8 protein-coding genes, 1 rRNA gene and 1 pseudogene are annotated in these 9,263 nt (G+C 76.1%); 8 read left to right on the top strand and 2 right to left on the bottom strand.

The window, feature by feature from the left end:
- Positions 1 to 93, top strand: a 5S ribosomal RNA gene (gene rrf, locus ACFY3U_RS22790); the annotation flags it as partial.
- A gap of 91 nt (positions 94 to 184) precedes the next feature.
- On the opposite strand, the gene ACFY3U_RS22785 is transcribed toward rrf, so the two are convergent.
- Complete coding sequence (locus ACFY3U_RS22785; protein ID WP_387205098.1) at positions 185 to 1,927, bottom strand: hypothetical protein; 1,743 nt, start codon at positions 1,925 to 1,927, stop codon at positions 185 to 187.
- On the opposite strand from ACFY3U_RS22785, the gene ACFY3U_RS22780 reads away from it, so the two are divergent.
- Together ACFY3U_RS22780 and ACFY3U_RS22775 are read left to right on the top strand one after the other, a co-directional pair.
- Positions 1,862 to 2,941 carry a tetratricopeptide repeat protein gene (locus ACFY3U_RS22780; RefSeq protein ID WP_387205095.1) on the top strand — a complete coding sequence of 360 codons (1,080 nt, stop codon included), beginning with the start codon at positions 1,862 to 1,864 and terminating at the stop codon, positions 2,939 to 2,941. The genes ACFY3U_RS22785 and ACFY3U_RS22780 overlap by 66 nt on opposite strands.
- The gene (locus ACFY3U_RS22775) at positions 2,938 to 3,960 is read left to right on the top strand and encodes an HAD-IIA family hydrolase (protein WP_387205092.1); all 1,023 of its coding nucleotides are present in this window, start codon (positions 2,938 to 2,940) and stop codon (positions 3,958 to 3,960) included. The genes ACFY3U_RS22780 and ACFY3U_RS22775 overlap by 4 nt, the downstream gene beginning before the upstream one ends.
- Positions 3,961 to 3,981: 21 nt before the next feature.
- On the opposite strand, the gene ACFY3U_RS22770 is transcribed toward ACFY3U_RS22775, so the two are convergent.
- On the bottom strand, positions 3,982 to 4,317 hold the full coding sequence (locus ACFY3U_RS22770) for an SCP2 sterol-binding domain-containing protein (RefSeq protein WP_387205089.1): 336 nt from the start codon (positions 4,315 to 4,317) through the stop codon (positions 3,982 to 3,984).
- Positions 4,318 to 4,430: 113 nt separating this feature from the next.
- Between ACFY3U_RS22770 and ACFY3U_RS22765 the strand changes: the two genes are divergently transcribed.
- From ACFY3U_RS22765 to recN, 5 genes and pseudogenes are all read left to right on the top strand, one after another.
- Complete coding sequence (locus ACFY3U_RS22765) at positions 4,431 to 5,162, top strand: hypothetical protein (protein ID WP_387205086.1); 732 nt, start codon at positions 4,431 to 4,433, stop codon at positions 5,160 to 5,162.
- A gap of 91 nt (positions 5,163 to 5,253) precedes the next feature.
- Positions 5,254 to 5,499 (top strand): annotated as a pseudogene (locus tag ACFY3U_RS22760) (hypothetical protein); the annotation flags it as partial.
- A 20-nt stretch (positions 5,500 to 5,519) separates the two neighbouring features.
- Positions 5,520 to 6,380, top strand: a complete 861-nt coding sequence (locus ACFY3U_RS22755) for a TlyA family RNA methyltransferase (RefSeq protein ID WP_387205084.1) — start codon at positions 5,520 to 5,522, stop codon at positions 6,378 to 6,380.
- Between the two features lie 100 nt (positions 6,381 to 6,480).
- A complete protein-coding gene (locus ACFY3U_RS22750) occupies positions 6,481 to 7,365 on the top strand; it encodes an NAD kinase (protein WP_387205081.1) in 885 nt (294 codons plus the stop codon).
- Between the two features lie 80 nt (positions 7,366 to 7,445).
- Positions 7,446 to 9,203: a DNA repair protein RecN gene (recN, locus tag ACFY3U_RS22745; RefSeq protein ID WP_387205078.1), complete on the top strand. Its 1,758-nt coding sequence runs from the start codon at positions 7,446 to 7,448 to the stop codon at positions 9,201 to 9,203.
- Positions 9,204 to 9,263 lie beyond the last annotated feature (60 nt).

Below are 9,263 nucleotides of genomic sequence, written 5' to 3'. Positions count from 1 at the left end.
ACGCCCGGTCACATTCCGAACCCGGAAGCTAAGCCCTCCAGCGCCGATGGTACTGCACTCGGGAGGGTGTGGGAGAGTAGGACACCGCCGGACAAACATTCCAGTCGAGGGCCGCCCCACCAGGGTCGGCCCTCGACTGCGTAGCGTCGTTGGTGACGCGATGAGGAAGGATGTACCTGTGAGTTCAGGACCGCAGGGCGGAGATCGTCCGCGCCGCAACGAAGACCGATCCGACCGTTCCCAGCAGGGTCGAGGCGACGGCCCGCGCCGGGAGGAGCGTCCCCCGTACCGCGGTGACCGCGACAACCGGGGCGCCGGCGATCGCGGCGGCCGTGACGGTGGGTACCGCGGCGGGGATCGTCGCGAAGGTGGTTTCTCTGGCGGTTCCCGCGAGGGCGGCGGCTTCCGTGGTGGCGACCGCCGCGAGGGCGGCTTCCGCTCCGGTCCCCGTCAGGGCGAGTCCCGTGACGGCGGTTTCCGCGGCGGGGATCGTCGCGAGGGTGGTTTCTCTGGCGGTTCCCGCGAGGGCGGTTTCCGTGGTGGCGACCGCCGCGACGGTGGTTTCCGGTCGGGCCCGCGTGACGGTGACTCGCGCGCCGGTGGCGGTTTCCGTGGCGGCGACCGCCGCGAAGGTGGCTTCCGGTCGGGCTCCCGTGACGGCGACTCCCGCCAGGGCGGTTTCCGCGGTGGTGATTCCCGCGAGGGCGGTTTCCGCGGTGGTGACTCCCGCGAGCGCGGTGGAGATCGTCGTGAGGGCGGTTTCTCCAGCGGTTCCCGTGAGGGCGGCTTCCGTGGCGGTGACCGCCGTGAGGGCGGCTTCCGCGGCGGTGACCGCCGCGAGGGTGGCTACTCCGGTGGTTCTTCTCGCGAGGGCGGCTTCCGTTCCGGTCCCCGCGACGGCGATTCGAGGTCCGGCGGCTTCCGCCGTGACGGCGGGCCCCGCGAGGGCGGCTTCTCCGGCGGCGACCGTCGTGAGGGTGGTTTCCGTGGTGGCGACCGGCGCGAGGGCGGTTTCCGGTCGGGCCCGCGGGATGGTGACTCCCGCCAGGGTGGCTTCCGTGGTGGCGACCGTCGGGAAGGCGGCTACTCCGGCGGTGACCGCCGCGAGGGTGGCTTCTCCGGCGGTGACCGCCGCGAGGGTGGCTTCTCCGGCGGTGACCGCCGCGAGGGTGGTTTCCGGTCGGGTCCGCGTGACGGCGATTCCCGTCAGGGTGGCTTCCGCGGCGGTGACCGTCGCGAGGGTGGTTTCCGGTCGGGTCCGCGGGATGGTGACTCCCGCCAGGGTGGCTTCCGTGGTGGCGACCGTCGGGAAGGCGGCTACTCCGGCGGCGATCGCCGCGAGGGTGGCTTCTCCGGCGGTGACCGCCGCGAGGGTGGTTTCCGGTCGGGTCCGCGTGACGGTGACTCCCGTCAGGGTGGCTTCCGCGGCGGTGACCGTCGCGAGGGTGGTTACCGGTCGGGTCCGCGCGACGGTGACTCCCGGCCCGGTGGTTTCCGGCGCGACGGCGATTCCCGTGAGGGTGGTTTCCGCGGCGGCGACCGCCGCGAGGGCGGCTACTCCGGCGGCGACCGCCGCGAGGGTGGTTTCTCCGGCGGTGACCGTCGGGACGGCGGCGACCGGCCGCGTACGGATCGTGGCGGTGAGCGCGGCGGCTACGGTGACCGCCCCCGCCGGGACGACCGGCAGGGCTTCGACGACCGGCGCCGCGAGGGTGGCTTCGGCCCCGGCCGGGAGCGGCGCGACGAGGTCGAGGGTGGGCTCACGGCCGCGCCGGCGCTGCCGGACGAGATCTCCGCGAGCGACCTCGACACCGCGGTCCGCGCCGAATTGCTGTCGCTGAACAAGCCGGTGGCGGAGACCGTGGCGCGGCACCTGGTGGCGACCGGTCAGCTCATCGACGAGGACCCGGCGGAGGCGCTCGCCCACGCGATGGCGGCCCGGCGGCTCGCCTCCCGGATCTCCGCGGTACGGGAGGCGGTCGGGTTGGCCGCGTACCACGCGGGAGAGTGGCAGACGGCGATCGCCGAGCTGCGCACGTACCACCGGATGAGCGGGCTGCAGAGCCACCTGGCGGTGCTCGCGGACTGCGAGCGGGCGCTGGGCCGGCCCGAGCGGGCGATCGACCTGTTCCGCGGCGCGGACCGGGACAAGCTCGACCCGGCCGTGGCCGTTGAGCTGTTGATCGTCGCGGCCGGCGCCCGGGGGGACCTGGGCCAGAAGGACGCCGCCGTGGCGATGCTGCAGGTTCCCGACCTGACCAGCGAGTCGACCGAACCGTGGACGGCACGGCTGCGCTACGCGTACGCGGACGCCCTGCTGGCGGTGGGTCGTCGCGAGGAGGCCCGCGAGTGGTTCTCCCGGGCCGCCGACTCGGACGCCGAGGGTGAGACCGACGCCGCCGAGCGGCTGCTGGAGCTCGACGGTGTGTCGATCGAGGGCGACGAGGACGACGACGAGCCGGTCGAGGAGATCGCCGCCGGTCCGGGTGCTCCCGGATCGGTGCCGGCCCAGCCGGACGCCGACCTGACCGCGGCGGGCCTCGGCCCCGACGACGAGGACGGCTACGACGAGGACGAGAACGAGGACGAGGACGGCTACGACGAGGACGACCTCGAGGACGAGGACGACCTCGAGGACGAGGACGACCTCGAGGACGAGGACGACCTCGAGGAGGCCGGCGGGCGCGGCGACGACGAGCTGAGCGACGACGAGGCTCGGGCGGTCGCCGACGAGTCCGGCAGCGGCCACGCCACGTCGGACACCGTGACCCGGGACGCCGTGGGCGCCGGCGACGAGCCCGGGGACGTGGCCACCGGCCCGGCCGCCCAGGACGTGCGCACTGACGACGTCGCCGGCACGCCGGCGGCATCGAACGGCCCCGACCGGGCGTCGACGGGCCAGGCGCCGGCCGACCGCGACGCGGAGTCGGATCGGCGATGACCGGGAACGCCGGGGGCCGGCTGGTCGACGGGTACGCCCTGGTCGTGTTCGACCTGGACGGGGTGATCTACCTGATCGACCGGCCGATCCCCGGCGCGGTCGACGCGGTCGCGCGGCTGCGCGCGGAGGAGCGGACGGTGGCCTTCGCCACCAACAACGCGTCCCGCCGCTCCAGCGAGGTGGCCGACCTGCTCACCGGGATGGGTGTGCCGGCCGAGCCGCGGGAGGTGCTCACCTCCGCCGCGGCCGCCGCGGAACTGCTGCGGGACCGGCTGCCCGCCGACGCCCCCGTCCTGGTGGTGGGGGCGGAGGCGTTGCGCGCCGAGATCCGGGCGGCCGGCCTCACCCCCGTGGCCCGGGCCGACGAGGCGCCCGTCGCCGTCGTGCAGGGGTACGGCCCGCAGGTGGGCTGGGTGGACCTGGCCGAGGCGTCGGTCGCCATCCGGGCCGGTGCCCTGTGGGTCGCCACCAACACCGACCGCACCCTGCCCAGCGGGCGGGGGCCGCTGCCCGGCAACGGTTCGCTGGTGGCCGCGCTGCGGCACGCGCTGGAGCGGGAGCCCGACGTGGTGGTGGGCAAGCCGGAACCGGCCCTCTTCGCCACCGCCGCCCGGCGGGCCGGAGCGGGGCGGACCCTGGTCGTCGGCGACCGGTTGGACACCGACATCGAGGGTGCCCGGCGCGCCGGACTGGACAGCCTGCTGGTGCTGACCGGCGTCAGCGACGTGCCCGAGCTGCTCACCGCCCCCGAATCGCGGCGGCCGACCTACGTGTCGGCGGACCTGGCCGGTCTCTTCGACCCCGCCGCGGTGGTGTCGGTGCCGGGCGGAGCCGGCACCGGCGGATGGACGGCCTCCGCCGGCGACGGCGAGCTGCGGCTCGACGGGGCGGGCACGCCGCTGGACGCGCTCGCCGCGCTCTGCGCGGCCGCCTGGTCGGCGGAGGCTGCCGGCCCGCGGGTGCGGGCGACCTCACCGCAGGCCGAGCGCGCGTGCGAAGCCCTCGGCCTGACCGGCTGACGGCCGGCGCCCGGCCCTGGCTCAGAGCAGCTTGCGGAGCTTCATCAGGTCGAACGGGTTCGCCTTGATCGACACCCGGCGCGAGCCGATCGCCTTGGCGACGTCGAGCTGACCGCGGACCAGCTCGAGCAGGTCGTCGCTGGTGGTGCTCAGGGCGATCTTCGCCTTCGGGTCGTCGCCGTCGGCCAGGTCCACCAGCCGGCCGCCGTCGAGCCGGCCGTGGAACGCCGTGTCCAGGTCGGTGACCCGGCAGGCCAGGGTGCGGTCCAGGTCGATCCGGCCCTGCGCCTCGGCGTTCCTGTCCAGCCGGGCGGCCAGATCATGCAACGCCTGCCGACACTCGTCCACGCTGGCCACATCGTCTCCTTCGCACGCCACGCCGTTCCCCGGGCACCGTACCGCAAGAGGCCCACGACGGGCGCCCGGTAGCGTGAGACCCGGACACCCCCGCCGCACGGAAGGACTCAGGTATGCAGGACGCCTGGCGCGCCTACCTCGAGCTGGCCATGGGCCTGACGGAGGCGCCGCGCAAGAGGGCCCAGGACGCGGTTCGCCGGCTGGTGGGCAACGGCGGCGCCACCGCCGGCCAGATCCAGGCGCTCGCCGAGGAACTGGTCTCCACCGGCGCGGCCAACCGAGAGGCGCTGACCAAGCTGGTCCGTTTCGAGGTGGACCGGGCGCTGGGCGCGGTCGGGCTCGCCACCTCCGACGAGGTCGCCGAGCTGACCCGCCGCGTGCACGAGCTGGAACGTCAGCTCCGGGAGGCCAAGGGCAGCCCCGGCGCGCTGGCCGCGGGTCCGCCGCCCACCGGGTCGGCGCCGGCGGGCGGCTCCGTACCGCCCACCGGCTCGGCCCGGTCGCCCCGTCCGAAGGAGGCCGCCGCTCCGGTGGCGACGCCGGGCGTCCCCGATTCGGCGGCGTCCGGCGGCGGGTCGGACGCCGCCGCAGCCCGGGCGGCGGACGACCACGCCGCCGGTTCGCCCGGGGCCGGCCGCTCGGCCGGTACGCCGGGGGGCAGCGGCGCCGCCGTGCCGACGCCGGCCGGCGTAGTCGCGAAGAAGGCGGTGGCGAAGAAGGCCGTCGCGAAGAAGGCCGTGGCCAGGAAGCCGCCGGCCGTGCTGAGCACCACCGACGACACCGCGCCGGCCGCCCGCCCCGTGAAGCGGGCCGCGCCGCGTAAGAGCGCCGACGGTACGCCGTGACGGCCCGTCGCGCCGCCCGGAGCGGCTCGTGAGCGCCCCGTTCCGCCCGGGCCCGCCCCCCGGCGGGCGCCCGGGCCCGCCGTCCAGCGGGCGCCCCGGGCCGCCGCCGGGTGCCCGTCCCGGCCCGCCGCCCGGCGCGTCGGCGGCCCTCCGGCCGGGTGCGGTCCCCGGGCCGCCCCCCGAGGTGGACGTGGCGGACGCCCACCACCCGGCCGTCGACGCGGCCGTCCAGGCGATGGTGAACGCGCAGGGGCTGGCCCCGGCGGACCAGATCGCCCAGTACGAGGCGGCGTACCAGACGCTGCGGGAGACCCTCGCCACCATCGACCAGGCCTGAACCCACCGGAGAACCACCCCATGGCACGTCGTACCCGGCTCGACGCCGAACTCGTCCGTCGCGGACTGGCCCGCTCCCGCGAGCAGGCCGCCGCGCTGGTGGAGGCCGGCCGGGTGCAGCTGCGCGGGGTGCCGGCGCGCAAGGCCGCCGCGATGGTCGACCCGGCCGACCCGCTGCTGGTCACCGGCGCGGACCCGGTCTCCGAGTACGTCTCCCGGGGCGGCCACAAGCTGGCCGGCGCGCTCGCCGCGTTCACCCCCGGCGGGCTCACCGTGGCCGGCCGGCGCTGCCTGGACGCGGGCGCCTCCACCGGCGGCTTCACCGACGTGCTGCTGCGCGCCGACGCCGCCGAGGTGGTCGCCGTCGACGTCGGCTACGGCCAGCTGGCCTGGCCGCTGCGCACCGACGAGCGGGTCCGGGTCATGGAGCGCACCAACGTCCGTACCCTCACGCCGGAGGCGATCGGCGGGGAGGTGGACCTGACCGTGGCCGACCTGTCGTTCATCTCGCTGCGCCTGGTGCTGCCGGCGCTGGCCGGCTGCACCCGGGCCGACGGCGACCTGGCGCTGATGGTCAAGCCGCAGTTCGAGGTGGGCAAGGAGCGGGTCGGCGCCGGCGGGGTGGTGCGCGACCCGGCGCTGCGGGCCGAGGCGGTGCTCGACGTGGCCGCGGCCGCCGCGGCGCTCGGGCTGGGCCTCGCGGACGTGGCCGCCAGCCCGCTGCCCGGGCCGAGCGGCAACGTGGAGTTCTTCGTATGGTTGCGCCGGGACGCACCGGCGGCCGACCCCGAGCGGGTACGCGCCGTGGTGGCCGCCGGCCCGACCGGTCCGGCGGCGTCCGGCGACCTGCCGGACGCCGACCCCGAGGAGGTGGCAGGGTGAGCGCGGGAGACCTGCGGCGCGGTCGGGTGACCGGCCCGGAGAGGCGGTACGGGGTGGGTGGGACGGTGGGCCGCACCGGCACGGACGGAGGGCGTACCCGGTGAGCCGGACCGCGCTGCTGGTGACCCACACCGGTCGGCGGCGCAGCACCGAGCACGCCCGGGCGGTCGCCGCGGACCTGATCTCCGCCGGCTTCGAGGTGCGGGTGGTCGCCGAGGAGGCCGACGACCTGGACCTGCCCGGCGTGGTGCCGGTGGCCGGCCCGCAGGCCGCCGAGGACGCCGAGATCGTCTTCGCGCTGGGCGGCGACGGCACCTTCCTGCGCGCCGCCGAGCTGGCCCGGCCGGCCAAGGCGCCGCTGCTCGGGATCAACCTGGGCAAGGTCGGCTTCCTCGCCGAGGCCGAGATCAACGACCTCGACGTCGCCGTGCGGGACGTGGTGGAGCGCAACTACACGGTGGACGAACGGCTCACCCTCGACGTGACCGCCGAGTTCGACGGCGGCCCGACGATCGAGTCGTGGGGGCTGAACGAGATCAGCGTCGAGAAGGGCGAGCGGGCCCAGATGCTGGAGCTGCTGGTCGACGTGGACGGTCGGCCGCTGTCGCGGTACGGCTGTGACGGGGTGGTCTGCGCCACTCCCACCGGCTCCACGGCGTACGCGTTCTCCGGCGGCGGCCCGGTGGTCTGGCCGGAGGTGGAGGCGCTGCTGCTGGTGCCGATCAGCGCGCACGCGTTGTTCAGCCGCCCGCTGGTGACCGCGCCCACGTCGACGTTCAGCATCACCGTCGACCCGTTCACCACCCTCGCCGTGCTCTGCTGCGACGGCCGTCGGGTCTTCGACCTGCCGCCGGGCGCCCGGGTGACGGTGCGCCGGGGCGCGCTGCCGGTGCGCATCGTGCGGTTGCGCGCCCGGCCGTTCACCGACCGGCTGGTGGCCAAGTTCGACCTGCCGGTGCAGGGCTGGCGGGGCAGCCGCCGCTGACCCCGGCCGGCCGGCGGGCGGACGGGGTCCGGTCGCGCCGGCTGGTCAACCGTCGGGGGCCGCGTCTACTGTCGGGTGCTGTGCTGGAAGAGCTGCGCATCACCGGACTGGGCGTCATCGAGGACACCACGCTGCCGTTGACCGGCGGGATGAACGTCATCACCGGCGAGACCGGTGCCGGCAAGACCATGGTCGTGACCGGCCTCGGCCTGCTCTTCGGCGGTCGGGCCGACGCCGGGCGGGTGCGGGCCGACCCCGGTCGGGCGGTGGTCGAGGGCCGGCTGCGGCTCGCCGGCCGCACGGCCGCGGCCGTGCACGCCCGAATCGTGGAGGCCGGTGGCGAGCCCGACGAGGACGGCGCGCTGCTGATGAGCCGGACGGTCACCGTGGAGGGCCGGTCCCGGGCGCACGTGGGCGGTCGGAGCATGCCGGTGTCGATGCTCGGCGAGGTCGGCGAGCAGGTGGTGGCCGTGCACGGCCAGTCCGACCAGCTGCGGCTGCTGCGCCCGGCCGAGCAGCGGGCCGCGCTGGACCGGTTCGCCGGCCCGGAGCACGAGAAGCTGCTCGACGGGCTGCGCGAGGCGTACGCCCGGTGGCGGGCCGTGGTCGACGACCTGGCGGACCGGCGGCGCAACGCCCGGGAGCGCAACCAGGAGGCCGACCTGCTGCGGCTGGGCCTGGACGAGATCACCCGGGTCGACCCGCAGCCGGGCGAGGACGACGAGCTCAAGACGGAGGCCCAGCGGCTGGAGCACGCCGAAGGGCTGCGCACCGCGGCCCAGGTGGCGCAGCAGTGCGTGGCCGGCGGGGTGGAGGCGGCGGACGACACCCCGGACGCCACCGTGCTGCTCGGCACCGCCCGCCGCACGCTGGAGGCGCAGGCCGGCACCGATCCTGCGCTGGGTGAGCTGGCGCTGCGGCTGGAGGAGGCGGCGACCCTGGTCGGGGACGTCTCGGCCGAGCTGTCGGCGTACCTGGCGGCGCTGGACGCGGACCCGGCCCGGTTGCAGGTCATCTACGAGCGCCGGGCGGCGTTGCGCGCGCTGACCCGCAAGTACGCGGACGACGTCGACGGCGTTGTGGCCTGGGCCGACCGGGCCCGCACCCGACTGTCCGACCTGGACAGCTCCGACGAGCTGCTCGACGAGCTGGACCGCGAGGCGTCCCGGCTGGCCGGTGAGGTGGCCGACCTGGCCGGCCGGGTGTCGGCGTCCCGCCGGGAGGCGGCCGTCCGCTTCGCCGAGCAGGTCACCGTCGAGCTGGCCGGCCTGGCCATGCCGCACGCCCGGATCGAGGTGGCGGTGGTGCCCCGGCCGGTCGGGAAGGCCGAGCCGTCGGTGCCGGTGGACGGCGTCGAGGTGGGTGTCGGCCCGGACGGCGCGGACGAGGTCGAGCTGCGGCTGCTGGCGCACCCCGGCGCCCCGTCGCTGCCGCTGCAGCGGGGCGCGTCCGGCGGTGAGCTGTCCCGGGTGATGCTCGCCATCGAGGTGGTCTTCGCCGGGTCCGGCGGGCCGCCCACGCTGGTCTTCGACGAGGTGGACTCGGGCGTCGGCGGCACCGCGGCGGTGGAGATCGGTCGCCGGCTGGCCCGGCTGGCCCGCAGCCAACAGGTGCTGGTGGTCACCCACCTGCCCCAGGTGGCCGCGTTCGCCGACCGGCACCTGGTGGTGGCGAAGGACACCGGCGGCGCGGTCACCACCAGCGGGGTGCGCGTGGTGGAGGACACCGAGCGGGCCCGGGAGCTGGCCCGGATGCTCGCGGGTTTGCCGGATTCCGACCTGGGTATCGCCCACGCCGAGGAACTCCTGGCCGTCGCGGCAAAGGAAAGGCGGCCCTGACCGCGCGGATTGTGAGCGGAGGCACACCAGCCTGCGCTCCGGTGTGCTTCCCTGGGTAGG

Origin of the sequence: Micromonospora sp. NPDC000089 (assembly GCF_042899365.1) — a bacterium.
In the GTDB taxonomy this organism is placed as follows: Bacteria; Actinomycetota; Actinomycetes; order Mycobacteriales; family Micromonosporaceae; genus Micromonospora.
The sequence above is the reverse complement of the archived record's forward strand: the minus strand, read 5'-3'. Positions and strand labels throughout refer to the sequence as shown.